Origin of the sequence: Arcobacter pernae (assembly GCF_049472135.1) — a bacterium.
In the GTDB taxonomy this organism is placed as follows: Bacteria; Campylobacterota; Campylobacteria; order Campylobacterales; family Arcobacteraceae; genus Arcobacter_B.
The window spans coordinates 18854-44867 of record NZ_JBMOVV010000001.1 but is presented as its reverse complement, the minus strand read 5'-3'; the positions used below and the strand labels follow the sequence as shown (position 1 = coordinate 44867).

At 29.0% G+C, this 26014-nt stretch carries 30 protein-coding genes; 20 read left to right on the top strand and 10 right to left on the bottom strand.

Features of this window, described 5'->3' with window-relative positions; all coding sequences use genetic code 11:
- Positions 1-2: 2 nt before the first annotated feature.
- Together ACH5BF_RS00255 and ACH5BF_RS00250 are read right to left on the bottom strand one after the other, a co-directional pair.
- The gene (locus ACH5BF_RS00255; protein ID WP_423271948.1) at positions 3-566 is read right to left on the bottom strand and encodes a YqiA/YcfP family alpha/beta fold hydrolase; all 564 of its coding nucleotides are present in this window, start codon (positions 564-566) and stop codon (positions 3-5) included.
- Positions 563-1030 carry an RNase H family protein gene (locus tag ACH5BF_RS00250; protein WP_423271947.1) on the bottom strand — a complete coding sequence of 156 codons (468 nt, stop codon included), beginning with the start codon at positions 1028-1030 and terminating at the stop codon, positions 563-565. The genes ACH5BF_RS00255 and ACH5BF_RS00250 overlap by 4 nt, the downstream gene beginning before the upstream one ends.
- A gap of 120 nt (positions 1031-1150) precedes the next feature.
- Here ACH5BF_RS00250 and radA point away from each other — a divergent pair, with 120 nt between their 5' ends.
- The 3 genes from radA to ACH5BF_RS00235 all read left to right on the top strand — a co-directional run bounded on the left by radA (position 1151) and on the right by ACH5BF_RS00235 (position 3911).
- On the top strand, positions 1151-2500 hold the full coding sequence (radA, locus tag ACH5BF_RS00245; protein ID WP_423271945.1) for a DNA repair protein RadA: 1350 nt from the start codon (positions 1151-1153) through the stop codon (positions 2498-2500).
- Between the two features lie 70 nt (positions 2501-2570).
- Positions 2571-2990, top strand: a complete 420-nt coding sequence (gene ybeY / locus ACH5BF_RS00240) for an rRNA maturation RNase YbeY (protein ID WP_423271943.1) — start codon at positions 2571-2573, stop codon at positions 2988-2990.
- Positions 2991-3911: a calcium/sodium antiporter gene (locus tag ACH5BF_RS00235; protein WP_423271941.1), complete on the top strand. Its 921-nt coding sequence runs from the start codon at positions 2991-2993 to the stop codon at positions 3909-3911. It abuts the gene before it with no gap.
- Between the two features lie 6 nt (positions 3912-3917).
- Here the strand turns inward: ACH5BF_RS00235 and ACH5BF_RS00230 are convergent, their stop codons facing one another.
- On the bottom strand, positions 3918-4322 hold the full coding sequence (locus tag ACH5BF_RS00230) for a Fur family transcriptional regulator (RefSeq protein WP_423271940.1): 405 nt from the start codon (positions 4320-4322) through the stop codon (positions 3918-3920).
- 223 nt (positions 4323-4545) lie between these two features.
- Between ACH5BF_RS00230 and ACH5BF_RS00225 the strand changes: the two genes are divergently transcribed.
- The 13 genes from ACH5BF_RS00225 (at position 4546) to ACH5BF_RS00165 (ending at position 17609) form a co-directional block, all read left to right on the top strand.
- Positions 4546-5208 (top strand): ferritin family protein, encoded by a 663-nt coding sequence (locus tag ACH5BF_RS00225; RefSeq protein WP_423271938.1) that lies wholly within the window; start codon positions 4546-4548, stop codon positions 5206-5208.
- Positions 5209-5282: 74 nt separating this feature from the next.
- Positions 5283-5933, top strand: coding sequence for a ferritin family protein (locus tag ACH5BF_RS00220; RefSeq protein WP_423271937.1), 651 nt, complete (start codon positions 5283-5285; stop codon positions 5931-5933).
- Between the two features lie 92 nt (positions 5934-6025).
- Positions 6026-7594, top strand: coding sequence for an endonuclease/exonuclease/phosphatase family protein (locus ACH5BF_RS00215; RefSeq protein WP_423271935.1), 1569 nt, complete (start codon positions 6026-6028; stop codon positions 7592-7594).
- Positions 7594-8901, top strand: coding sequence for a murein biosynthesis integral membrane protein MurJ (murJ, locus tag ACH5BF_RS00210; protein WP_423271934.1), 1308 nt, complete (start codon positions 7594-7596; stop codon positions 8899-8901). The genes ACH5BF_RS00215 and murJ overlap by 1 nt, the downstream gene beginning before the upstream one ends.
- 56 nt (positions 8902-8957) lie before the next feature.
- Positions 8958-10667 carry an ABC transporter ATP-binding protein gene (locus tag ACH5BF_RS00205; RefSeq protein ID WP_423271932.1) on the top strand — a complete coding sequence of 570 codons (1710 nt, stop codon included), beginning with the start codon at positions 8958-8960 and terminating at the stop codon, positions 10665-10667.
- Between the two features lie 93 nt (positions 10668-10760).
- Positions 10761-11819 (top strand): quinone-dependent dihydroorotate dehydrogenase, encoded by a 1059-nt coding sequence (locus ACH5BF_RS00200; RefSeq protein WP_423271930.1) that lies wholly within the window; start codon positions 10761-10763, stop codon positions 11817-11819.
- A 23-nt stretch (positions 11820-11842) separates the two neighbouring features.
- The gene (locus tag ACH5BF_RS00195; protein WP_423272438.1) at positions 11843-13159 is read left to right on the top strand and encodes a M16 family metallopeptidase; all 1317 of its coding nucleotides are present in this window, start codon (positions 11843-11845) and stop codon (positions 13157-13159) included.
- Between the two features lies 1 nt (position 13160).
- Positions 13161-13610, top strand: a complete 450-nt coding sequence (locus tag ACH5BF_RS00190; RefSeq protein WP_423271928.1) for a globin domain-containing protein — start codon at positions 13161-13163, stop codon at positions 13608-13610.
- Positions 13611-13632: 22 nt separating this feature from the next.
- Positions 13633-14520 (top strand): 4-hydroxy-tetrahydrodipicolinate synthase, encoded by an 888-nt coding sequence (dapA, locus tag ACH5BF_RS00185; RefSeq protein ID WP_423271926.1) that lies wholly within the window; start codon positions 13633-13635, stop codon positions 14518-14520.
- Entirely contained in the window at positions 14520-15299 is a 780-nt protein-coding gene (locus ACH5BF_RS00180; RefSeq protein WP_423271924.1) for an enoyl-ACP reductase, read from the top strand. Before dapA ends, ACH5BF_RS00180 begins: the two co-directional genes overlap by 1 nt.
- Positions 15299-15841, top strand: coding sequence for a CDP-diacylglycerol--glycerol-3-phosphate 3-phosphatidyltransferase (gene pgsA / locus ACH5BF_RS00175; RefSeq protein WP_423271923.1), 543 nt, complete (start codon positions 15299-15301; stop codon positions 15839-15841). Before ACH5BF_RS00180 ends, pgsA begins: the two co-directional genes overlap by 1 nt.
- A gap of 19 nt (positions 15842-15860) precedes the next feature.
- Positions 15861-16919: an RIP metalloprotease RseP gene (rseP, locus tag ACH5BF_RS00170; protein WP_423271922.1), complete on the top strand. Its 1059-nt coding sequence runs from the start codon at positions 15861-15863 to the stop codon at positions 16917-16919.
- A gap of 9 nt (positions 16920-16928) precedes the next feature.
- Positions 16929-17609: a YggS family pyridoxal phosphate-dependent enzyme gene (locus tag ACH5BF_RS00165; protein WP_423271921.1), complete on the top strand. Its 681-nt coding sequence runs from the start codon at positions 16929-16931 to the stop codon at positions 17607-17609.
- A 27-nt stretch (positions 17610-17636) separates the two neighbouring features.
- Here ACH5BF_RS00165 and trpC read toward each other — a convergent pair whose 3' ends face one another.
- From trpC to ACH5BF_RS00145, 4 genes are read right to left on the bottom strand one after another with little or no spacing between them, the layout of a single operon-like run.
- Positions 17637-18431 carry an indole-3-glycerol phosphate synthase TrpC gene (trpC, locus tag ACH5BF_RS00160; RefSeq protein WP_423271920.1) on the bottom strand — a complete coding sequence of 265 codons (795 nt, stop codon included), beginning with the start codon at positions 18429-18431 and terminating at the stop codon, positions 17637-17639.
- Entirely contained in the window at positions 18428-19744 is a 1317-nt protein-coding gene (locus tag ACH5BF_RS00155; protein ID WP_423271918.1) for a tetratricopeptide repeat protein, read from the bottom strand. Before ACH5BF_RS00155 ends, trpC begins: the two co-directional genes overlap by 4 nt.
- On the bottom strand, positions 19720-20103 hold the full coding sequence (locus ACH5BF_RS00150) for a YkgJ family cysteine cluster protein (protein ID WP_423271917.1): 384 nt from the start codon (positions 20101-20103) through the stop codon (positions 19720-19722). The genes ACH5BF_RS00155 and ACH5BF_RS00150 overlap by 25 nt, the downstream gene beginning before the upstream one ends.
- The gene (locus ACH5BF_RS00145) at positions 20096-20809 is read right to left on the bottom strand and encodes a tRNA1(Val) (adenine(37)-N6)-methyltransferase (RefSeq protein ID WP_423271915.1); all 714 of its coding nucleotides are present in this window, start codon (positions 20807-20809) and stop codon (positions 20096-20098) included. Before ACH5BF_RS00145 ends, ACH5BF_RS00150 begins: the two co-directional genes overlap by 8 nt.
- Positions 20810-21102: 293 nt before the next feature.
- On the opposite strand from ACH5BF_RS00145, the gene ACH5BF_RS00140 reads away from it, so the two are divergent.
- The 4 genes from ACH5BF_RS00140 to ACH5BF_RS00125 are packed head-to-tail and all read left to right on the top strand — an operon-like array spanning position 21103 to position 23989.
- On the top strand, positions 21103-21426 hold the full coding sequence (locus ACH5BF_RS00140; RefSeq protein ID WP_423271914.1) for a 4Fe-4S dicluster domain-containing protein: 324 nt from the start codon (positions 21103-21105) through the stop codon (positions 21424-21426).
- Between the two features lie 9 nt (positions 21427-21435).
- Positions 21436-22566 carry a 2-oxoglutarate synthase subunit alpha gene (locus tag ACH5BF_RS00135; RefSeq protein ID WP_423271913.1) on the top strand — a complete coding sequence of 377 codons (1131 nt, stop codon included), beginning with the start codon at positions 21436-21438 and terminating at the stop codon, positions 22564-22566.
- Between the two features lie 2 nt (positions 22567-22568).
- Positions 22569-23402 (top strand): 2-oxoglutarate ferredoxin oxidoreductase subunit beta, encoded by an 834-nt coding sequence (locus ACH5BF_RS00130; RefSeq protein ID WP_423271912.1) that lies wholly within the window; start codon positions 22569-22571, stop codon positions 23400-23402.
- A gap of 11 nt (positions 23403-23413) precedes the next feature.
- Positions 23414-23989 (top strand): 2-oxoacid:acceptor oxidoreductase family protein, encoded by a 576-nt coding sequence (locus ACH5BF_RS00125; RefSeq protein ID WP_423271911.1) that lies wholly within the window; start codon positions 23414-23416, stop codon positions 23987-23989.
- A 67-nt stretch (positions 23990-24056) separates the two neighbouring features.
- Here ACH5BF_RS00125 and ACH5BF_RS00120 read toward each other — a convergent pair whose 3' ends face one another.
- The 3 genes from ACH5BF_RS00120 to ACH5BF_RS00110 are packed head-to-tail and all read right to left on the bottom strand — an operon-like array spanning position 24057 to position 26013.
- Positions 24057-24599 (bottom strand): HD domain-containing protein, encoded by a 543-nt coding sequence (locus ACH5BF_RS00120; RefSeq protein WP_423271909.1) that lies wholly within the window; start codon positions 24597-24599, stop codon positions 24057-24059.
- 3 nt (positions 24600-24602) lie between these two features.
- Positions 24603-25430, bottom strand: a complete 828-nt coding sequence (locus tag ACH5BF_RS00115) for a 3'-5' exonuclease (protein ID WP_423271908.1) — start codon at positions 25428-25430, stop codon at positions 24603-24605.
- Positions 25420-26013: a phosphoribosylanthranilate isomerase gene (locus ACH5BF_RS00110; RefSeq protein ID WP_423271906.1), complete on the bottom strand. Its 594-nt coding sequence runs from the start codon at positions 26011-26013 to the stop codon at positions 25420-25422. Before ACH5BF_RS00110 ends, ACH5BF_RS00115 begins: the two co-directional genes overlap by 11 nt.
- Position 26014 lies beyond the last annotated feature (1 nt).

Here is a 26014-nt window from a genome sequence, read left to right as displayed (position 1 = left end):
CTTTAATTATTAAAAAAGCTATCTATTTTTCTAAAATATCTTTCAATTCCCTCAAAAGAGTGATTTCCACCCTCTTCTATTTCTAAATTTGTTTCTTCTAATTTAGAAGCAGCCTCTTCATAATCTAAAACTTCATCTTCCATTTGTAATAAAGTCATAAAATTTGTTGGATTATCTAAATATGAAACATCATAATTTTCAAGAGACATTATATGTTCATGAGTAAATTCAAATCGACTATTATCATAATAGTTCTCAACCATTTCTACTTCTTCATATCTATTTAAAGTTTCCATTGGATTTACTGCTGGATTTATCAAAACAGCTTTTAAATTATATTTATTTGCTAAGTATATTGAATAAAAACCTCCTAAAGAAGATCCTATTAAACTAACTTTTTCTCCTTTGTTTAAAAAAGCTTCTATTAGCTGTTCTAAGGTATTAATAGCTAAATTTGGGATATTAGATAAACTTGGTGTTATTATATCTTCTTCAAAATACTCAACAAACTTCTGTGCTTTTGAACCAAACCCACTACTTGCAAATCCATGTATATAAATAATCATTTATTTTCTCCTTTAATATACTCTCTTAAAGCTTTTCTTGAACTTTTGTCTACAAGATTAAAAGCTTTATCAATTTCATCTTTTTTACTTGATTTTTTATGACCTTCGACTTTGATAAACTCTATATTATTTTTATCTAGCATTGAATAAAATTCTTTATATAAAATTCTATTATTAACTATTTTATTTGTAGCTGTTTTAAAATCATTTTTTTCAAGCTTATCTCTTCTTTTTAATAAACTCAAAATATTTTGACAATCCGTATAAACTTTAATTGGATTATCTTTTATATTTTCATCTTTTAAAGCCCATAACAAAACTTCTAATTCTAGTTTTGTTGATGATGTATCTTCAAATTTTTTTATTTTAATATCTTGAATAGAACTTGCCTCATCTAAAATAAAATAAGCCCCAAAGCCTATTTTCATTTGAGGATTAACACTACCATCACAAAAAAGTTCCAAAACAAGCCTTTTTACTAAAATCAAATGGGATTTTATCATAATTTATTACATTCTGATATATTTTTTTATATCTTAAATTTTTTTGATTATAATTGCATTAATATTTAAATAGGAAAAAATATGGCTAAAAAGAAAAAAACACTATTTGAGTGCCAACACTGTGGAGAACAATCAACAAAATGGTTAGGAAAATGTCCTAATTGTGGAGGTTGGGATAGCTTTATAGAGTTGAATCAAGAACAGCAAGAGGTTATAAAGCAAACTTCAAAAGTAATAAATACGGCTTCAAAAGCAAAGCCAATTACAGAGATTGTTCAAGATGATGTTACAAGATTTAGTTCATATAATGAAGAGTTTGATTTAGTTTTAGGTGGAGGTATTGTTCCTGGAAGTTTAACATTAATTGGTGGAAGCCCAGGAGTAGGAAAATCTACTTTACTTTTAAAGGTTGCAGGAAGTATCGCTTCGTCTGGGAAAAAAGTTTTATATGTTTCAGGAGAAGAGAGTGCTGGTCAAATAAAACTTCGAGCTAATAGACTTGAAGCTAATAATGCCAATATGTTTTTACTAAGTGAAATCAAACTTGAAGAGATACAAGATGAACTTCTTAGACAAGATTATGAAGTATGTATTATTGACTCTATTCAAACTATTTATTCATCAAACCTAACATCAGCCCCAGGAAGTGTAAGTCAAGTTAGAGAGATTACTTTTGAACTTATGAGAAAGGCAAAAGAGTCTGATATAGCTATGTTTATTATTGGACATATTACAAAAGATGGAAGTATTGCAGGACCTAGAGTATTAGAGCATATGGTTGATACAGTTTTATATTTTGAAGGAGAGGCTTCAAAAGAGCTTAGAATGCTAAGAGGTTTTAAAAATAGATTTGGTTCAACTTCTGAAATTGGTATTTTTGAGATGACACAAGAAGGACTAGTTAGTGCAAAAGATATTGCCTCAAAATTCTTTGATAAAACAAAAGCCCAAAGTGGTTCAGCCCTAACTGTCTCAATGGAAGGCTCTCGTGCTTTAATTCTTGAAGTTCAAGCATTAGTTACAGAATCAACATACCCAAATCCAAAAAGAAGTGCAACTGGTTTTGATGTAAATAGATTAAATATGCTTTTAGCCCTACTTGAAAAGAAAATTGATTTACCATTAAATCATTATGATGTATTTATAAATATAAGTGGTGGTATTAAAATCAAAGAAAGCTCTGCTGATTTAGCAGTTGTTGCAGCTATTATTTCCTCTTTTAGAGATAGACCTATTTCAAAAGAGTCTGTATTTATTGGAGAAGTTTCACTTACTGGTGAAATCAAAGATGTATACTCTATGGATATGAGACTAAAAGAAGCCCAAGCCCAAGGTATTAAAAAAGCTGTAATCTCCCAAAAACCTAACTTAGCTTTAAAACTAAAATGCTTCCCTGTTGATGAAGTACCAAAAATGATAGAACTATTTTAAACTAATTTTTTTCTTTTATCTTTTAATTTGCAAAACTTAGATACAATCGCGCAAATTAAAAGGGAAAAGAATGATAGATATTGAAAACAACTCCTCTTTAGAGTTTGACTTATCAAAACTTGAAGAGATAGCCTCATGTGTAACATCAAAAGACATTGAACTAATTATTACAAACAATGATGAGATTCAAGAGCTAAATAATGAACATAGAAATATAAATAAACCAACAGATGTATTAAGTTTCCCTTTAGAGTTTGATATGCCTAATATGCCAGTTGGTTCTATTGTTATTTCAGAAGAGTTTGTTATAGATAAAGCTAATGAATATGGTCATACAAAAGAAGAAGAGTTTTTCCTTCTTTTTATTCATGGATTACTACATTTAGTTGGATTTGACCATGAAGTTGATAATGGTGAGCATAGAGATAAAGAAGAGGAACTGATTAATAAATTTAATCTACCAAAAAGTTTAATAGTAAGGAATTCATAAATGGATTTTATAATTTTTACAGTAGCAATGGCTGCACTTATTTATGGTGCTGATTTTATTATCGAACAAAGTGAAAAGATTGCACTTCATTATAATATTTCACACTTTGTAATTGGTGCAACTTTAATTGCACTTGGAACATCACTACCTGAAATGGCAGTATCTATGTCAGCATCTATGAAAGGAAGTGCAGATATTGCAGTTGCAAATGTAATTGGAAGTACAATTTTTAATATTGCTTTAGTTTTAGGAGCAGTATTTTTACTTGCCAAAAAAATCTCACCGGAAAGAGACCTTTTTGCAAAAGATTCAGCATGGGCTTTATTCCCAATATTAGTGTTTATTCTTATGGGATTAGATGGTCAAATAAATATTGTTGATGGTGTTTTATTCTTATTATTAATGGCTGCATATTTAATCTTCCTAATTAGTTCAAATCAAGTAGAAGAGATTGATGAAGAGTTAGCAAAAGAGAAATTTGCATGGGGAAAAACATCTGCATTACTTCTTGTAGGATTTGTATTTGTAGTTGGTGGTGCTGATTTTGCAATTGACAGTGCAGGAAATATTGCAAGAGAGTTTGGAATAAGTGAATGGATTATTGGACTATTCCTTGTAGCATTTGGTACATCGTTACCAGAACTTACTATTTCTATTAAGTCAGCTATGAATAATAATGCTGATTTAGCAATTGGTAATATTATTGGATCAAATGTTGCTAACTTTACAATGGTGTTAGGACTAGCTTCAATTTTAAACCCTTTAAATGTAGATTTAAATTTAAACTTCTTTGATATAGCAGCAGCAGTTATATTATCTTTAATGTTAGTATTTATTACAGCAAATAAACTTTATAATAAAAGTGCAGGAATTGTTTTACTAGTTGTATTAGGATTAGTAATCCAAAATAGTTTAGCTTAAGCTAAACTATTTTGAACATTTTGGACAAAGTCCACTTAGCACTATTTCAGCGCTTTGAATTTTAAAATTACTCTTTACAGTAGCTTCTTCTAAAATATTAGAGCTATTTACTATCACATCTTCTATATGACCACATGATGAACAAACCATATGGGCATGTTCTTCTTTAACTAATTCATAAACTGATTTAGCATTTGGTATTTTTACTTCTGAAAGAAATACTTTTTCAACCATTGCATTAATATTTTTATAAATAGTTGCTAGAGATATAGATGGAAATTTTTCTAATAGTTTTTTATATAAATCATCAATATTCATATGACCATTCATATATAGTTCTTCCACTATAGCTACTCTTTGAGGAGTAACTTTTAAATCATAATCTTTTAATAAACTTGTATAATTTGTCATAGTTTCTCTTCCTTTCGTGAAATAATACAATATATATCATTTAATTTCACATAATTTACATATATAATCTTGTCAAAACTATATACATATTTTTTATTAAAGAAATTATATCATAAAATTTATTAAACGAGAATAATTTTCCTTTAAGGTTAATTGTACTATAATTTCTTCAACGGAAAAAAATTTTCCATAGAAAAATTATATTAACTAAAGGATTTAAATTATGAGACAATACGAAACTTACAAATGTAACACATGTGGATGTGAAGTAGAAGTACAAGAAACAGGAACAAATGCAAAATTATCTTGCTGTGGAACTGAAATGGAAATGATTACAGAAAATTTAACAGCTGTTAACTTAATGAAAGCTTTTGCTGGAGAATCACAAGCTAGAAATAAATATGAATTTTTTGCCGAAGTTGCATTTGAAGAAGGATTACATAGAATTGCAAGATTCTTCCAAGAAGCTGCTGATAATGAAAAGTACCATGCAATGGCAGAATTTAAAGCATATAATAAATTAGTAAATAATGTAGAATTAGATTCAACAAAGAAAAACATTCAATATGCAGCAGATGGTGAAAAATACGAGCATGAAGAGATGTACCCTAACTTTGAATCAATTGCAAAAGAAGAAGGATTAAAAGAGATTGCTAGAATGTTTAAAGCTATTGGAAAAGTAGAAGTTGAACATGAAAATGAATACTTAGAGTTAAAACAAGCTTTAATTGATGAAGGTTTCTTAGAATCAGATACTGAAGAAGAATGGGTATGTGAAGTTTGTGGTCATGTTCATAGAGGGAAAAAACCTCCAGGTGCTTGTCCATTATGTAGAGTTGAAAAAGAGTATTTCAAAAAAAGAAATAAAGACGTAACTGTAGGATAAAAACTCTTTTAGTTAATAACAAATTAAATTTTAAATGTTAGAATAATACCAATTAAAATTTCAAGGAGATACAAATGAGACAATATGAAAGTTATAAATGTAGTGTATGTGGCAATGAGGTTGAATTATCAAAAGTTGGTGGAGGAGAACTTCACTGCTGTGGTAAAAAAATGGACTGTATTACAGAGGACTTAACTTCTGTTGTCTTAATGAAAGCTTTTGCTGGTGAGTCAATGGCAAGAAATAAGTATGAATATTTTGCAAAAATTGCTCAGAAAGAAGGTTATAGAGATATTGCTGAACACTTCCAAAGAGCAGCTAATAATGAGAAAAAACATGCTCAACTAGAATTAAAAGCTTATAATGTTCTAAACTATGACAAAGAGTTTGGAGATACAGTTGAGAATCTTCAAATTGCAATAGATGGTGAAAGCTATGAAAACATTACTATGTATCCAGACTTTGCAAAAGTTGCAAAAGAAGAAGGTCATAAAGACATTTCAAGAATGTTAGATATGATTGGAAAAATTGAAATTGAACATGAAAACATGTATAGAAGACTAAAAGATAGACTTGAAAGTGGCAAAGAGTTTGAAAGTGAAGAGGAAGAAGAGTGGATCTGTGAAGTGTGTGGTCATGTTCACAGAGGTAAAAAAGCCCTAAAAACATGTCCTGTTTGTAAACATCCTCAAGAGTATCAATCAAGACTTAACTCTCAAAAATAAGTAAAAAGAAGCAATTTATCATTGCTTCTTTTAGTTTTACCTCTTAAACATAATATATTTGATAATATTATAAAAAATATTGGAGATTATATTTGTTTAAGATTTTTTTTCTTTTCTTTTTAACATTTGGCATTTTTTTAAATGCAAAAGAGTTTTGTGTTGCTTCTTATAATGTAGAAAATCTATTTGATTTAGAGTATCAAAAAACAGAATACAAAGAGTATATACCTTTTAAAAACAACAACTGGAATAAAAAAGTTTTTAATACAAAACTTAATAACACCATAAATGTAATCAAAGATATTGATTGTGAAATTATAGCCTTACAAGAAATAGAAAATAAAAAAATATTAGAACTACTAATAAAAAAAATTCCTTCTTACAAATATTACTCTTTTTCAAAATACAAAAACTCGGCAGTTGGACTTGGTTTTATCTCAAAAATAAAAATAACAGATTCAAAAGAGATTAATGTAAAGTTTTCAAATAAAACTTTCAGACCCATTTTAGAGACTACTTTTAATATAGAAAATCATGAATTTAAGATTTTTAATAATCACTGGCCTTCAAAAAGAGTAAAAGAGTCTTATAGAATCAAATTTGCAAAAAAACTTTTTGATAGTGTAAAAGAGCTTCCAAGGGATTATGATTATATTTTACTTGGAGATTTTAATTCAAACTATAATGAAGAACAATCATTTAAATTTGATAAAAAACTAAATGATACCTATGGAATTACAGGGATAAATCAAGTTTTAAATACAAAAACTCAAAAAGAGTTTAATACATATGATGATTTAATGGAAAAAGAAAAAACTGTGCATTATAACTTATGGTTAGATTTACACAATCATGAACGATTTTCAAATAAGTTTAGAAAGCAAAATCAAACTCCAGATAATATAATTCTACCCCAAGCACTGTTTGATAATAAAAAAATTTCATACATTCCTTACTCTTTTAATGTTTATAAACCCTCATATTTATACAAAAACAAAAATATTTTAAGATGGCAAGTTAAAAATGGCGTACATTTAGGAAAAGGTTATTCAGACCACCTTCCTATAATTGCAAAATTTAGTACAAAAAAGGAATTAAGAAACAGTTTATCAAAAAATAAAATAGTAAATAAAGAGCATGAAAAAATCTCATATTTATATAAAAAAGAGCAACTAAAAGAACCCATCATTTTAAAAGATGTACTAGTTATCTATAAAAATAGAGATAGTGCTATTTTAAAACAAGAAAATGATAAAGCCATACTCTTTTATAAAAATGCAAAAAATTTAGATTTAGGTTTTGTATATGACTTAAAAATAATGAAAACTGAAAACTTTCATGGACTAAAAGAAGTAAAAGAGTTTGAGTTAATTAAAAAGAAAAAATATCTCAGTTCCTATAAAGAGTTTTACATAGATGCAAATAAAATCGATATTTTGAATCCGACATATCAAAATGAAATAATTACTAATCTAAAAGGTTTTGTAAAAAATAATAGGTTATACTTTCAAAATCAGGAAATAAGACTGTATAGTCAAAATAAAAATATATTACCTCCAAATAACCATAAAATAGAGATACTTTCAGGTCATCTATCAACTTTTAAGGGTAATATTCAAATTAATATCCACAAAAAATCAGATTACAAAGTAGAGTTTTAATGTTAATAAAATCAATTTTTACAAATAGTACAGGTATTCTAACCTCAAGAATTTTAGGTTTTTTAAGAGACCTTTTAACTGCTTCAATTTTAGGAGCAAATATATATTCGGATATTTTCTTCGTTGCATTTAAACTACCAAATTTATTTAGAAGAGTTTTTGCAGAAGGAGCATTTACTCAAGCTTTTATTCCTGCATATGCAAAATCAAAACATAAAATTAGATTTTCTTCAGTTGTATTTTTACAACTATTTGGTTTTTTGATTATACTATCATTACTTGTAACTGCATTTTCTCATCTTGTAGCAAAAGCAATTGCAATAGGTTTTGATGATAAAACTATAGATTTAGCTGCACCCTTATTTGCTATAAATTTCTATTATTTACCTATGATATTTATAGTTACGTTTATGGCAGCTCTTTTACAATATAAAAACCATTTTGCGACAACTGCTTATGCAACAGCACTACTTAATTTAGGGATGATTGGTGCTTTATTAATTGCACAAGATATGGAAAAGTATGATATTACTTTTTATTTATCTTATGGTGTTTTAGTTGGTGGACTTTTACAAATAATAGTTCATTTAATAGCTATAAAAAGACTTAATTTATGTAAAATATTTCATTTTAAAAAACATGAGAAAAAAGAAGAAAACAAATTTTATAAAAATTTCTTTTCTGCAACACTTGGTTCTTCAACGGCACATATTTCTGCATTTTTAGATACTTGGTTAGCTTCATTTTTAGTGTCTGGTTCTATTTCATATTTATATTATGGAAATAGAGTTTTTCAGCTTCCCTTAGCTTTATTTGCAATAGCTACATCAATAGCACTATTTCCTATGATTGCAAGGGCAATAAAAAATAAAGATGAAGATAAAGCATTAAAGCTTATGAAAAAATCTTCTTTAATTTTATTTGCTTTGCTTAGTGTAGCAACTTTTATAGGAATAGTATTTGATGAGTTTATTATTTGGCTTTTATTTGAAAGAGGTGCTTTTAATCAAGAAGATACTATAAATACTGCTTTAATTTTAACAATGTACTTAATAGGATTACTTCCTTATGGTATTGCAAAAATCTTCTCACTTTGGTTATATGCAAAAGAACAACAGTTTTTAGCCGCAAAAATTGCAATGAAAAGTTTAGGATTTAATATAGTTTTTTCACTACTTTTAATACAACCATATGGTGCTGCTGGACTTGCATTTGCTTCAACACTTAGTGGTTTCATTCTATTTTATTTAACATTAAAAGAGTTCGGTTTCAATAAGTTTTATCTTATGTTTAAAAAGCCTATTTAGCTATTAAATATCTTTTAGATATAATAATAGCTTATTTATAAAAAACTAGGATAATAATGAGAGAGTTTTACAGACACTATTTACCTTATATAAAAAACTATAAACTAAAATTCTTTTTTGCTGTAATTGGTATGATTATGGTAGCAGGAGGAACTGCTGGAACTGTTTATATAATAGAACCATTACTTGATGATATTTTTATAAACAAAGATAAAAACTTATTATATATTATGCCTTTTATTGTTGTAGGTATTTATGCTATTAAAGGTATTGGTGGATATATCCAAAAATACTATATATCATATATTGGTCAAGATATTGTAAGAATTATTAGAGATAAACTTCTAAAACATATGTTAGAGCTTGACATGTCTTTTTTCCAAAAAAAGCATGGTGGTGAGTTAATCTCAAGAATTACAAATGATATCAATAGAATTCAGCAAGCAGTATCAAACTTTGTTGCTGATATGATTAGAGAAATCTTAACTATAGTTGGACTAGTTGCAGTTGCAATTTATCAAAGTGCTGAACTTGCATTTTATGGATTAGTAGTACTTCCAATAGCTATTATTCCTTTATCAAAACTTGCAAAAAAGATGAAAAAATTATCTTTTAGATCGCAAGAATCGATTTCAGATATCACTTCTCACTTGAGTGAGACATTTAACAATGTAGAATTAATTAAAGCAAATTCAACAAATAAAATTGAACTTGATAGTTTCAAAGAACATAATCTAAATTTTTTTAAAGTTACAATTAAAACAGTTAAAACAAATGCTTTAGTATCTCCTATTATGGAAATTATTGGCTCTATTGGTTTTGCTGTAGTTATTATTGTAGGAGGAAGTCAAGTTATTAGTGGAGAACTTACTACTGGTTCTTTTTTATCATTTACAACAGCCCTTTTCTCTTTATATACACCAATTAAAAGACTTTCATCTTTATATAACCAAATGCAAGATGCAATAGCTGCGGATATTAGAATAAAACAAATATTTGCCCATGAAGCTGAAATTAAAAGTGGTGTTAAAACTTTCCCTTCACAAATAGAAAATATTGAGTTTAAAGATGTTGAATTAAAATATGATGATTTTACAGCTCTAAAAGATATTAGTTTTAAAGTTAAAAAAGGTGAAAAGTTTGCACTAGTTGGAGATAGTGGAGGAGGAAAATCTTCTGTTATTAATCTTTTAATTAGATTTTATGATATTAGCAAAGGTTTCATAAAATATAATAATGAAAACATTCAAGATATAAATATTGATTCCCTTAGAAACAATATTTCAGTAGTAACACAAAGAGTTTACATATTCAATGACACAATAGCTGCAAATGTAGCTTATGGTTATGAAATAGATGAACAAAGAGTAATTGAAGCTTTAAAACAAGCTCATGCATATAATTTTGTGAGTGAACTTGAAAATGGAATTTATACAAAACTTGATGAATCAGGAACAAACTTAAGTGGAGGTCAAAGACAAAGAATTGCTATTGCAAGAGCCTTATATAAAAACCCTCAAATACTTATCTTAGATGAAGCTACATCTGCTCTTGATAATGAAAGTGAATCTATTATCTCAGAAGTGATAGATGATGTATCAAAAGATAGAATTACATTTGTAATTGCACATAGATTAAGTACTATCAAAAATGCTGATAAAATTGCTGTATTTAAAGAAGGGAAAATAGTAGCAATTGATAATGAAAAAAATCTACTAGATACTTGTGAAGAGTATCAAAGACTATATAATTTAGCAAATATTTAAAAAAATATTTGCTAAAAATACTTTTAAAATTACGTTAAAACTAATATTTAACGATTTTTCGATAAAATATCTAAATTTTAAAAAAGGATTCACTTGTTAAGTTACGACACAATAAAAAAAGTTCTATTCAAATTTGAGCCAGAAACAGCTCATAATATTGCTGAATTAGGTTTAAGAGCAGTAGGTTCTTGTAAACTTATTAAAAAACCTATGGAAAAAGAGAATTTTATATGTGATGAAAAACTTACGCAAGAGATTTTTGATGTTAAGTTTGTAAACCCTGTTGGACTTGCTGCTGGATTTGATAAAAATGCAACAATGGTTAAAGCAATGCCTGCTATGGGATTTGGTTTTACTGAAATTGGAACAATGACTCCAAGACCACAAGATGGAAATGCAAAACCAAGAATGTTCAGATACCCTGAACATAAATCAGTTCAAAATGCTATGGGATTCAATAATGAAGGTGCTCATACAGTTTTAAAAAACTTGAAAAAAGTTTACCCTTTTGAAATCCCTGTTGGTGCAAATATTGGTAAAAACAAGACAACTCCTGAAGAGTTTGCTTTAAGTGATTATAAAACACTTATCAAAAAATTTGAAGGAACTAGTGATTATTTAGTAATAAATATTTCAAGTCCAAATACACCAAATTTAAGAGATTTACAAAATGAAAAGTTTATTACTGAGCTTTTCACAATGGCAAAAAGCTTAACTGATAAACCAATTTTATTAAAAATTGCTCCTGATATGGAACCAAAGCAGGCAATTGAGTTATGTAATTGTGCAGTAAATGCAGGAGCTGCTGGAATCATTGCAACAAATACAACTATTGATTATAGTTTAGTTCCAAATTGTCAAGATTTTGGTGGATTAAGTGGAGCATGTTTAACAGAAAAGTCTTATAATTTATTCAAAGAACTTGCAAAAGAGTTATTTGGAAAAACTGTTTTAATCTCTGTTGGAGGTATTATAACAGGTGAAGACGCATACAAAAGAATTAAAGCAGGTGCTTCATTAGTTCAAGTATATTCAGGTTTAGTTTTCGAAGGTCCTTCAATGGTTAAAAACATCAATGAAGAGATTTTAGAACTTCTAAAAGAAGATGGTTATTCACATATTAGTGAAGCAATAGGTGCAGATTTAAAATAAAAAAGGAAAGAAAAATGAGAAGTATGTACAAACTTTTACTAATTCATTTTTCATTACTAATTATAGTTTCGGGAGAATTAATGAGTAGTAGCTTACCAAAATATTATACACAAACTTTAGAAAATGGACTACAAGTTGTTGCAATCCCAATGGATAATGGCTCAAATGTTGTATCAACAGATATTTTCTATAAAGTAGGAAGTAGAGATGAAAAGATGGGTAAAAGTGGAATAGCTCATATGCTTGAACACCTAAATTTCAAATCTACAGAAAATTTAAAAGCTGGTGAATTTGATGAAATAGTAAAAGGTTTTGGTGGCGTTAATAATGCTTCAACATCTTTTGACTATACGCACTATTATATCAAGTCTGCTTCTAAAAACATGGATAAATCTTTAGATTTATTTGCAGAACTTATGGAAAACTTGACACTTAAAGATGAAGAGTTTCAACCAGAAAGAGATGTAGTTGCAGAAGAGCGAAGATGGAGAACTGATAATAATCCAATGGGATATTTACAGTTTAGACTTTTTAATAATGCATACATTTATCATCCATATCACTGGACACCTATTGGATTTATGAGTGATATTAAAAACTGGACTATTGAAGATATAAAAGATTTCCATAGTACATATTATCAACCAAAAAATGCCATAGTTGTAGTAGCTGGTGATATTACAAAAGAAGAAGTTTTTAAAGCAGCTAAAAAGCATTTTAAAAAAATTGAAAATACAAAAGAAATTCCTAATTCTATTCATACAGTAGAACCAAAACAAGATGGAGCAAAAAGAGTTACTATAAATAAAGACTCTGCAGTTGAAATGTTAGCAATTGCATACCATTTACCAAACTTTGAACATAAAGATCAAGTTGCACTATCTGCACTTAGTGAACTTTTAAGTTCAGGGAAAAGCTCTATTTTACAAAAAAGACTTGTAGATGAGAAAAGATTAGTAAACTCAATTTATGCTTATAATTTAGAACTTAAAGATCCAGGTTTATTCTTATTTGTAGCAGTTGCAAATGAAGGTGTAAAAGCTAAGAAAATAGAAAAAGAGATTTTAGAGATTATTGATGAAATAAAAAAAGGTAAAGTTTCAAACAAAGATATTGATAAAATAAAGATCAATACAAAAGCTGATTTTATATTCTCTTTAGAGAGTTCATCATCTGTTGCTAATCTTTTTGGTTCATATTTAGTAAGAGATAATATAAAGCCTTTACTTCAATATGAAAAAGAAGTTGAAAAATTAACTAAAAAAGAGTTAATAAAAGTTGCAAATAAATATTTAACAAAAAATAACTCAACTACAGTAATTTTAAAACAGGAAAAATAGTATGGATTATCATGTAAGCAAAACAGAGTTTGGTGAAAAACCAGACTTTGAATATCCTAAGCCAATATTTATTGAAGAGCTTGGAGAAGAAGGATTAAAAAAACTATTTAACGAATTTTATGATTTAATCGTAGATAGCGATATTGGTAATTTCTTTCCCCAAGAGGAAGAAGAGTTAGAAAAAGTTAAAGCTCATAATGTAAAGTTTTTTATAGAAGCAGCAGGTGGACCTAAACACTACAGTGAAACTGTAGGACACTTTGATATGGTTAAAGCTCATGAACCATTCTCAATTACAGAAAAAGCAAGAAGAGAATGGCTTGGAACAATGGAAGAAGTTCTTAGAAAAACAGACATTTCAGATGAAGCGAAACAAAGCTTCTGGGATTTTTTAGAAAAGTTTTCAAAACATACAGTTAACACTGCTGTAAGTGAAGATTTTAAGATTTAGTAGTAGGAAAGGATTAAAAAATATGGAAAATATTACAGGTGCAATGACTGCACTAATTACCCCATTTAAAAATGGAAAAGTAGATTTAGAAAAATATGAGTCTTTAATCAAAAGACAAATTGAACAAGGTATGGATGCAGTAGTTCCAGTTGGAACAACAGGTGAAAGTGCAACACTATCTCATAAAGAACATAAAGATTGTATTTCAGTTGCAGTTGAAGCTTGTAAAGGAACAAATGTTAAAGTAATTGCAGGTGCTGGATCAAACGCTACACATGAAGCTTGTGATATTGCAAAACACGCTCAAGATGTAGGAGCACATGGATTATTATCTGTAACTCCATACTATAATAAGCCTACTCAAGAAGGTTTATACCAACACTATAAAGCAATTGCAAATGCTGTTGAAATCCCTGTAATGCTTTATAATGTTCCAGGAAGAACGGGTGTTGAAATTGAAACAGATACAATTGTTAGATTATATGATGATGTAGAGAACATCTATGCAATTAAAGAAGCTAGTGGTTCAATTGGAAAGATAGTTGAACTTCAAGCACAAAGAAAAGATTTAGTAATTGTTTCAGGTGAAGATGCAATTGATTTTCCTATTTTAACAGCAGGAGGTCATGGTATTATTTCGGTAACATCAAACCTTCTTCCTAACTTAAAATCAGAACTTGTACATTCAGTAGAAAAAGGAGACTTAGGTGTAGCAAAAGAGATTAATGAAAAACTATTTGAATTAAACTCTGTACTTTTCTGTGAAAGTAATCCTATTCCAATTAAAGCAGCAATGTATATAGCTGGATTATTAGATACATTAGAGTATAGACTTCCTTTAACTGCTCCAAGTGCAGAAAACATGAAAAAACTTGAAGAAACATTAAAAAAATATGAGGTAATAAAATAATGAGTAACGAAATGCAAGGTAAAACTTTAGTAATCACTGGTGGTACAAAAGGTATCGGTAAAGAGTGTGTTTATAAATTTGCTAGCAATGGTGTAAATGTTGCATTTACATATAATTCAAATGGTCAGATTGCAGAAGATATCTGTAAAGATGTTGAAGAAAAATTTGGTGTTAAATGTAGAGCTTACCCTTATAACATTTTAGAGCCAGAAACAGCTAAAGAATTATTTGCTGAAATTGACAAAGATTTTGATAGAGTGGATTTCTTTATTTCAAATGCTATGATTTATGGAAGAGCTGTTGTTGGTGGATATGGTAAATTTATGAAATTAAAACCAAGAGGTTTAAATAACATCTATACTGCGACAGTTAATGCTTTTGTTTGTGGTGCACAACAAGCAGCAAAAAGAATGCAAAAAATCGGTGGAGGAGCAATCGTTTCTTTATCTTCAACTGGTAACTTAGTATATATTGAGAACTACTCAGGTCATGGTACAAACAAAGCAGCAGTAGAAGCTATGGTTAGATATGCAGCAACTGAGCTTGGGGAGTTTAATATTAGAGTAAATGCAGTTTCAGGTGGTCCTATTGATACTGATGCATTAAAAGCATTTACAAACTATGAAGAAGTAAAAGCAAAAACTGCTGAATACTCTCCATTAAATAGAATTGGTCAACCAGAAGATTTAGCTCAATCATGTTACTTCTTATGTACAAGTGATGCTTCATGGGTTACAGGTCACACATTAATTGTTGATGGTGGGACAACATTTAAATAATGACAAAAACTTTAAACCTTCCAAATGCACTTGCACTTTTTCGAATAGCATTAGCTCCGCTAATGCTATGGTTTTTAATAGATAGAGACAATACAATCTTTTCAACTTGGCATCCCTCATGGCTTGATTATTTTGCCGGACTTATTTTCGTAATTGCTTCAGTAACAGACTTTTTTGACGGATTTATAGCAAGATCTTGGAATCAAATGACAAAACTTGGAGGAATACTAGACCCTCTTGCAGATAAAATGCTTATGTTAGCTGGATTTTTAGGACTTATGGCTATAGATAGAGCTAGCGCTTGGGCTGTATTTTTAATACTTTCAAGAGAGTTCTTTATTACAGGTCTAAGAGTTGTAGCAATTGGTGAAGGGAAAGACGTAGCTTCAACAATGGCTGGTAAAATAAAAACTGTTGTACAAATGATTGCTATTGGATTTTTAATAATGAATTGGCCTTTTGCAACTGCCCTACTTTGGTTAGCAGTAGCACTTACACTTTACTCTGGATATGAATATACTAGAGATTATTTCAAAAACTAAATAATAACTGGAGATTATCTTGGGTGCTATTACTTTTATACTAGTACTATCTTTTTTAGTATTTTTTCATGAACTAGGACACTTTTTAGCTGCTCGTTACTTTGGTGTAAAAGTTCATGTATTCTCGATTGGCTTTGGAAAACAACTTTTCTCAAAAGAATGGAAAGGTACAACTTGGCAATTTGCATTAATTCCTCTTGGAGGATATGTAAGAATGAAAGGTCAAGATGATTCACGACCAGGACTTGAAGAACAAGGTGATGATTCTTATAATAATAAAAAACCATGGCAAAGAATCATAATACTTTTTGCAGGACCATTTGCTAACTTTATTTTAGCAGCTGTATTATACTTTTTTATTGCTATCTTAGGAGCTAGTGCACTTGCACCTCAAGTTGGTAAAGTATTAGATAATTCTCCAGCACAACAAGCTGGAATATTAGCTAAAGATGAAATATTAAAAATAAACAATACAGATATCACTACTTGGAGTGATATAGGAAAAGTAATTACAACAACTCAAGGACCTCTTAAATTTTATATACAAAGAGATGGTAAATATTTTGCGAAAACAATAAATCCTTATATTTCAGACTCTGAGAATATGTTCAAAGAAAAAATCAAAAAAAGAATGATAGGTATTTCTCCTTCAGGAAAAGTTATCAATCTTGATTTATCATTTACTGACTCTTTAGTTTTTGCATATGAGAAAACTGTTTTTGCTTCAACTATGATATTCCAAGGGGTTCAAAAACTTATTCAAGGAATAATTCCAAGTTCTGAAATTGGTGGAGTTATCACTATTGGAAAAGTAATTTCTGATGCTAGTGAATCTAGTATTATTGCTCTTTTAAGTATTACTGCTTTAATCTCAGTAAACCTTGGAGTACTAAACCTACTTCCAATTCCAGCACTTGATGGTGGTCATATAATGTTTAACTTATATGAAATGATATTAAGAAGAAAACCAAGTGATCAAGTATTTATGTTCTTAACAATCATGGGATGGGTAGTACTTGCAAGTTTAATGTTACTTGGAATATATAATGATATTAATAGAATTTTTTTAAATGAATAAAGGTAAATAATGGATAAGAAAATAGCTACTAGAAATTTAGATGATATTATCACAAGAGTTGAAGGGGCAAGACTTAGAGTTTCAGAGCACCATATCGTAAAAGTAATTGGTATTAGTAAATACTCAAGTTCTGATGATGTTGCTACTCTTTATGAAGCAGGACAAAGAGCTTTTGGTGAGAATAAAGTTCAAGACTTAAGAGAAAAAAGTGAAGCATTAGATGAATTACCAATTGAATGGCATTTTGTGGGAAGATTACAAAAAAATAAAATCAATAATCTTATTGATTTAAATCCTTCACTTGTTCAGTCAATTGACTCATTAGAACTAGCACAAGAGTTTGATAAAAAGCTTGAAGCAAAAGGTAAGAAAATCAATGCCCTACTTCAAATAAACTCAGCAAAAGAAGATACAAAAGCTGGTGTTGAACCAGAAGATGCTGTATCAATTTATAAAGAAATTTTAGAGACATGTCCTAATCTAAAACTTAAAGGTGTTATGAGTATTGGAGCACATGTTAATGATGAAAAAGTTATAAAAGAGTCTTTCAAAACTACAAAAAAGATTTTTGATGAATTAAAGCCTTTTGGAGCTAAATACTGTTCTATGGGTATGAGTTCTGATTATGAGCTTGCAATTGCATGCGGTTCAAATATGATTAGAGTGGGTTCAACTTTATTTAAAGACTAAACTTAGTCTTTAAATAAGTCATTTTTACTAAGCTTCTTTAGCTTTTTTGAATTTTTGTAGTTCTTCTTCAATAGAAGGAACTCTCATAAAATGCTCACCTATTAGGAACGCATCAGCTCCAACATCACTTAATCTAGCAATTATTTCTGTATTAGAAACTCCAGATTCAGCTACAATAATTTTTCCATTTGGAATCATTGGAATTAACTTTTCACATAAAGTCATATCCATTTCCATAGTTTCTAAATTTCTATGATTTATTCCTACAATATGAGCACCACACTTCATCGCTTTTGTTAAGTCTTCTTTATCATGAACTTCAACTAATACTTCTAAGCCTAAATGTAAAGCATACTCATATAACTCTTTTAAATCTTTTGTACTTAAACTCTTTGCAATTAATAAAATAAAATCTGCACCGTAAACTAAAGCTTCAACAATTTGATATTTATCTAAAATAAAATCTTTTCTTAAAAGTGGTGTTGGCACATATCTTCTAATCGCAGTTAAATACTCTAAGTTTCCTTGAAACCAATGAGGCTCTGTTAATACAGAAATAGCATTTGCTCCATTGTTTGAATATTCTTGTGCAATAGCTATTGGATCAAAGTCATCTTTAATAACACCTTTTGAAGGACTTGCTTTTTTTACTTCAGCAATAATTCTAATAGGTTCTTCTTTTGTTGCAGTTAAATATGGTTTAACATCTCTTGGCGTATAAGGATTTGAAGAAAGTGTTCTTCCTAATAAATCCAATGGCAAATCTTTTTTTCTTTTCTCAACATCTTCTAAAGTTCGTCTGTTAATTTCATCTAATATCACTTAATACACTCCTTAATTTTTTCCCAATGAAATTTTATTTCTTTATCTTCAAGTCCTGCTTTATCAACAACTTTTTTCATTTGTTCATAAGCAGTTGCACAATTATTTAATTTATATTCACCCCATGCTAAAGTATCAATATAAGCCAAATTATCAGGCTCTTTCTCTAAAGCTAGTTTTACTAAAGATAAACCTTTTTTTACATCTTTATCATAATCAATTAAAATATAAGCTAAGTAGTTTTGATAAACATGATTATCTACTTCTTCTAAAGCTTTTGTAAACTTAGCAATTACACTATTTACAACTAGATTTTTATCTTTTGCTAATTCAAATTCTAATATTGCAATTTGTGCTAAATAATCAGAATTTTTTGTTTTTGTATATAACTCATTTAGAATACTTAATGCTTTTTGTGGTTTATTTGCACTTTGATATAAAGCAAGTAAAACTTTTGGGTCTTTATCATTTTTCTCAAAAAACTTTATAGCTTCATTTAAATCTTTTTTCGCAAGATATCTTAAAAGTAAACCTTTTATTCTTTTCAATAATTCTTCATTTTCATCTTGTCTATATTCAAAATACATCTTTTTAAGAAGTTCAATTATTTTTTCATCACTCTTACTTTTTTCATAAAAAGTTAAAAGTTGTATAGCAACTCCATATTCCAGACCATTTTTTTCAATAAAGTTTTCAAGTAATTCAACAGATTCTTCTTTTTCATCTAAATAGTAAAATTTTACATTTGTTAAAGAAAATAGAGTTCTAGAATCACCACTTAATTTATAAGCTTCTTCAAAAATAGATGATGCTTTAGCATAATCTTTTTTTTGTAAATAAATAGTTCCAAGTAATTCTAAATTTACATCTTTATAAAATCTTTTAGTTAAATCTTTTGCCCAACTAATTGCATCGTCATACTCTTTTAATTTAAAAAGACTTAAAATATAAAAACGAAGAATTTGTTCTTCTTCTTTTATTCCTAATACAAGATTTTCAGATGCATATTTTTTTATTGTTTTTAAATCATTTAATAAAAAGTTTAAAGATAAAAATTTTAGAAAGTATTCATATTTATTTGTTTTAGAAAAAAGTTTATAATATATATCTCTTGCTATATCAAACTTTTGTTGATGTTCATTTTCAAGTGCATATATTATGTATTGATCTTCAAGAATAAACTCATTATGTTTAACAGTTATAAACTCTTCTTTATTATTTGTTTTAATATCTAAGTTTTGACTTTGTACACTACATCCTAATAAAGTTGTAGCTAATACAATAGAACCTAGATACTCTTTACAGCTGGGCACTCTTTAAAAACCTCTTCTTTGTTCTGCTTAAAATAGTCCCAAAAAGGGAAAGTTCTACATTGACTTGGTCTAGCTTCATAAATACTACACTGTTTTTTTTCTAAATCAAAAAACACACATGCATAATTATCTTTTTCTAATTGTATCTCTTTTATACTGTATTTATACCCTATTTTCATTAAAAACTTTTGCCCTAATTCATTTAAAGAAATATTTAAATGTTTTGCTAAGTTTTCTATTTCATTTTTATTAATCCAAATATAACCACTCTCACCAATACAACACTTTCCACCACAAGTATCACATCCACTTGGGTCAAAAGAGTAATCAAATCCATCTTTTTTCAAAATATTACTCATAATCAACCTTTATACTATGAGTTGAAGATTTTTTATATATCTCTTGAACTTCATTAGTAAACTCACTATTTTCAAATACAAATAAAGGAGGTAGAATTTTAGTTAAAGATTTAGAGTTTTTTCTTGCATATACCAATATAAGTGTTGCATCTTTTTCTTTTTTAGGATGAACAAATTGTAAACTCTCTAAATTCAGATTATACTTTTTTAAGCAGATAAGTATCTCATTAATCTGTTTCACATCGTAACAAAAGAAGAACTGACCTGAATCTTTTAGTATTGAAGATACCTTAGAAATAAATTTTTCTAAAGGCATTGAATCATTATATCGTGCAATTTTTATTATTTCATTTTCACTTTTTATTACATTTGTATGATAAAAAGGAGGGTTAGAAACACAAATATCAAACTTTTTTTCAAAATTCATCTCTAAAAAAGAGCCTTTATGCATTTCAGCATCAAGCTTATTACAAAAAGCGTTCTTTTGTGAGAAGAACTGAAACACTTCTTGTATCTCACATTGATTTAACGAAAGCTTTTCATACTCTCTAGATACTAGCAGTCCTAAGATACCACTACCACTTCCAATATCTAAAAGCTCACCTTTGACATTTTTAAATTTTGCTAGATTGCTACATATAAAATTATATAAAAAATGAGTGTCACTATTGTAGCAATAGCCGTCTTTAGGCTGATATAAAACCAAATCTATCCTTTAATATTTTAGATATTATATCAAAAAATTCATAGATAAATTTTAAATATAAATTAACTACATCTTTTAATAAAAAACTAGTAATATAAATTAAGGTTAATTATAGTTTCAAAGCCACTTATTATACACTTAAAAAAATCATGTAGCGAAATGTAACAATAGAAAAATTAAGAATTTAATTTGCCGTTTTTAATTAATTTTTAGATGTGATATAGGTTATCATTCAACAATAATAATTGAGATTTATTCAACTATTGATAAACAAAAAATAATAAGGGGAAATTATGTCTAATATGGAAGCTCCTGCAAACACTCCTGTTTGGGTGAATGAAGATAGATGTAAAGCATGTGATAAGTGTGTTTCTGTTTGTCCAGCTGGTGTACTTGCTATGAGACAAGAGGTTACTTCAACTTTAGGGTCGATGATTAAAGTAGTTCATCCTGAAGCATGTATTGGTTGTACTGACTGTGAACTTGCATGTCCAGACTTTGCTATTTACGTAGCAGATAGAAAAGAGTTTAAATTTGCTAAGTTAAGTGATGAAGCAAAAGAAAGAAAAGAAAAAGTTATTAAAAATAACTATAGAATTTTAGATGAAGATGCTTAAGGAGAATTGATGGCAAGAGAACTAATTTCAACTGGTAATGAATTAGCAGCTAAAGCTGCACTAGACTCTGATGTTGAGTTTTTTGGTGGGTACCCTATTACTCCTTCAAGTGAAATAATGCACGTTTTATCTTCAGCTTTACCTGCAAGAGGAAAAGCTTGTATCCAAATGGAAGATGAGATTTCTGGAATTTGTACTGCATTAGGTGCAGCAATGTCTGGAAAAAGATCTATGACAGCTTCTTCAGGACCTGGTATTTCATTAAAAGCAGAAAACTTAGGTGTAGGATACATTTCAGAAGTTCCATTAGTAGTTGTAAACGTAATGAGAGGTGGTCCATCAACTGGTCTTCCAACAAGAGTTGCACAAGGGGATTTATTACAAGCTAAAAACCCAACTCACGGAGATGTAAAATCAATTACTTTATGTCCAGGTAACTTAAATGAGTGTTATACAGAAGTTGTTAGAGCATTCAACTTAGCTGACAGATTTATGCAACCTGTATTCGTATTATTAGATGAAACTATTGGTCACATGAGTGGTAAAGCAACTATTCCTGATTTAGAAGATGTACAAGCTTCAAAAATTTCTAGAAAGAAATTTGAAGGTGATCCAAAAGAGTATAAACCATATGGTGTTGGTGAAGATGAACCAGCAGTATTAAATCCAATGTTCGAAGGTTACAGATACCACTTCACTGGATTACACCATGGACCAACTGGTCACCCAACAGAAGATGCAGATACTTGTGATGCATTAATGAAAAGATTATTTAAAAAAGTTGATGCGCATACTGATGAATTAGAATTAAATGAAGAGTATATGTTAGACGACGCTGATATTATGATTGTTGCATATGGTTCAGTATCATTAGGTGTAACTGAAGCAATCAATAGATTAAGAGCTGAAGGAATTAAAGTTGGTATGTTTAGACCACTTACAATTTGGCCAAGCCCAGCTGAAAGAATTAAAGAATTAATGAACAAATTTGATAAAGTATTAGTTACTGAATTAAATATGGGTCAATTTGCAGATGAAGTACAAAGAGTATCTGGAAGATCTGACTTTGATACATTATTTAAAGTAAACGGAAGACCTTTATCTCCATTAGAGATTATTGAAAAAGTGAAAGGAATGTAATCATGGCATTTAATTATGATGAATATTTAAGAACAGACAAAATGCCAACACTATGGTGTTGGGGATGTGGTGATGGAGTTATTTTAAAATCTGTAATTAGAGCCATTGAAAAAACTGGTTGGAATATGGATGATGTTTGTGTTGTTTCTGGTATTGGTTGTTCAGGAAGATTCTCTTCTTACATCAACTGTAACACAGTTCACACTACTCACGGTAGAACATTAGCATATGCTACAGGTATTAAATTAGCTAACCCAGATAAAAAAGTTATCGTAGTTGGTGGAGACGGTGATGGACTTGCAATTGGTGGTAACCACACAATTCATGCTTCAAGAAGAAACATTGACCTTAACTACATTATTATCAATAACTTCATTTATGGATTAACAAACTCTCAAACTTCTCCAACTACTCCTCAAGGTATGTGGACAGTTACAATGAGTAGAGGTAATATTGACCCTACATTTGACGCTTGTAAATTAGTTGAAGCTGCAGGAGCTTCTTTTGTTGCAAGAGAAACAATGTTAGATCCTAAGAAACTTGAGAGAGTTTTAGTTAAAGCATTCCAACACAAAGGATTCTCTTTTGTTGAAGTATTCTCTAACTGTCACGTAAACTTAGGTAGAAAAAATAAAATGGCTACAGCTATGGCTAACTTAGAGTGGATTGATTCTATCTCATTAGCAAAAGCTAAATTTGATAAATTAGAGCCAGAAGAGCAAACAGGTAAATTCCCTACTGGTATCTTAAAACACGATGCTGATGCTCAAGAATATTGTGAAGCTTACGAAAAAGTAAAAGAAGCTCACGCAAATAAAACAGCAGTACAACTATAAGGAGTAACATCATGGCAGCTAATAGAACTTTAATGAGATTTACAGGTGTTGGTGGACAAGGTGTTCTTCTTGCAGGTGCGATTTTCGCAGCTGCAAAAATTAATGATGGTGGATACGGATTAAAAACTGCTACATATACTTCTCAAGTTAGAGGTGGACCAACAGTTGTTGATATCACTATTCAAGATGAAGAGATTTTATATCCATATGCAAATGATGGTGAAATTGATTTCATGTTATCAGTTGCAAATGTATCTTACAACCAATTCAAAAATGGTGTTAAACCAGGTGGAACAATTGTTATTGAGCCAAACCTAGTAACTCCTACTGAAGAAGATAGAAAAAAATGGAATATCATTGAGATTCCAATTATTACTATTGCAAAAGAAGAAGTTGGAAATGTAATTACTCAATCTGTATTAGCATTAGCAATGGCTAACTACTTTACAGGTGAAACAATTCCAGCAGAAAAACTAAGAGAGACTATGCTTTCTAAAGTACCTGCAAAAGTACATGATATTAATAATAAAGCTTATGACTTAGGTTATAAGTATGCTAAAGAAGCAGAAGCTGCACAAGCTTCTTAATAGACTTTACAAGCAAACAAAAAAAGGGGAAGTTTAAAAACTTCCCCTTTTTTTATATATCCAAAGTCTAATCTATAAACTTACTATAATCTTTTATCTTTTCTTCAAGTCTAATTGATAAATGTATATTAGAATTTTTTAAACATGACAAAATAAACTTTGCCTCATCTAAATATGATTTTTTCTTTTCACTGTCCCAATGATTAGGAGGAGTAGAAAGATTTGTTATTCTATCAGCTAGTTTTACCATTTGTACTTCATATGGTTGATTCATTAATTTTTCTAAGCTATCCTGCATTTGTTCTTTTTTGGTTTTTAGAGTTTTATCTTTTGTTAATGCTTCGACACCCTCTGCAACCTCAGGAGAAAAATCTGTATATAAATCATCATAAGTAATATCTGTATCTTCAATTGTATCATGTAATAAAGCACAAGATACAGCTAGATTACTTTTTTCTATATCAAGTTGCGATTTTTCACAAGCTACAATAACTTCCATAGCAACAGCTGTAATGTGTACAACATAAGGGTGACCTTTTGGTGTTTTTTGTTCACCATGGGCTTTTGAAGCATAAGATAAAGCTTTTAAATAAACTTCTTGCGAAAACATGAATTACTCCTTATTATCTTGTTGTTTACTCTTTTGTTTAACTTTTGAACTTTTTGAAAAACTTATTAACTCTTCACTAGTAATATCTTTACTAAATAGTTTATCAATACACTCTTTTAAAATATAAGTAGTTGCTAAGGCATCATAATAAGCCCTATGATGATTATCTACATCAATGTTTAATGTCTCTTTTAAAGCTCTTAATCCATACTTTTCTGATTCGATACATCTTCTTGCTAAATCAATAGTGCAAAGCTTTCTATTTCTTAGTTTTCCTAGGTCATACTTTTCAAATGAATCTGAAATAAATCCATAATCAAATTTAATATTATGAGCGACAAAAAGATCATCACCTAAAAAAACTTTAAACTCTTTTAACACTTTTTCTAAAACAGGTGAATTTTCTAACATAGAAGGATTGATTTGAGTAACTTCTTGAATATATTCTGGGATTTTTGTTGCATGAACTAAAGACTCATATTTATCAATTATTTCACCATTTTTATATTTGATTGCACCAATTTCTATAACTTGAGCACCTTTTTTTACACACGAACCATTTGTTTCAATATCAACAATACAAAAAGTTTGTTCACTTATTTTTGATTGACTTGTCTTTAGATATATAAAATTGTCTTCATCTAATTCTAACGGTAAACCATTTGAAAGTAATAACTCAAACTCTAATTCTGGTGTTTGAAAGAAAGTATCACTAGCTTTATCTAATAGTTCTAAAAACTCATTATACTCTATTCTATTTTCTTCAAGTTTTGTAATTATATTCTCTATTTTTAAAGAGGGTTTTGGAATTATTCTTCTTCTAGATTTCATTACTAGCTTTTAAGAAATTTATCATTTTATATTTATCTTTTTTACCTTTAGATGCCTCAACCCCACTACTAACATCTATTGCAAAAAAGTTATATCCTTTAAGCTCTTTTAAATTATCTTGAGTTAATCCACCTGCTAAAATAAATTTTGAGCAGTCAACCTCATCAAACCAATCTAAGGCAACTCTTTTTCCAGCACCACCAAAGCTTTCAACAAAAGCATCAACTAAATAATACTTATCATTAGATAGGTTTATTAAATCTTCTTTACTTTTGGCTCTTACTACTTCAAGATATTTTACATCTAAAGTCTCTAACTCTGTATAATTATCATCGTCAATTATTTGTGCTAATTGCATCTTTGCATTTGTACATACTTGATTAATAAAACTTGTTGATTCATTTACAAAAAGCCCAACTGTTTGAATAAAAGGAGGAAGTTTTTCTACTATTTTTTTAGCTTCAAAAGGCTCTATATATCTAGGGGATTTTTCATAAAAAACAAAACCAAGGGCACTAGCCCCTGCTTCTATTGCATTTAATGCATCTTCAAGATTTGTGATACCACAAATTTTAACTCTCATA